Genomic DNA, 386 nt, shown 5'->3' on the forward strand with positions numbered 1-386 from the left:
GCCGCCGCGAGCACCTGGTCCGCGTCGTACAGCATCAGGCCGATGTAGCGCAGCCGGCCCACGCAGGTCTCCGAGCAGACGGTCGGGATGCCCACCTCGATCCGCGGGAAGCAGAACGTGCACTTCTCGGCCTTGCCGGTGCGGTGGTTGAAATACACCTTCTTGTACGGGCAGCCCGACACGCACATCCGCCAGCCCCGGCACCGGTCCTGGTCGACCAGCACGATGCCGTCCTCGACCCGCTTGTAGATCGCGCCGGACGGGCAGGACGCCGCGCAGGACGGGTTGAGGCAGTGCTCGCAGATCCGCGGCAGGTAGAACATGAAGGTCTGCTCGAACTCGAACTTCACCTTGTCGCCGACGGCCTTGAGCAGCACGTCCTGGTG

1 protein-coding gene is annotated in these 386 nt (G+C 66.6%); it reads right to left on the bottom strand.

Annotated features, from left to right (window positions below):
• Positions 1–386 (bottom strand): 4Fe-4S dicluster domain-containing protein (locus tag ODJ79_RS46825; protein WP_263030213.1); only part of this gene is annotated, 386 nt, incomplete at both ends.

The sequence above is a fragment of the Actinoplanes sp. KI2 genome, assembly GCF_025630775.1.
Lineage (GTDB): Bacteria > Actinomycetota > Actinomycetes > Mycobacteriales > Micromonosporaceae > Actinoplanes.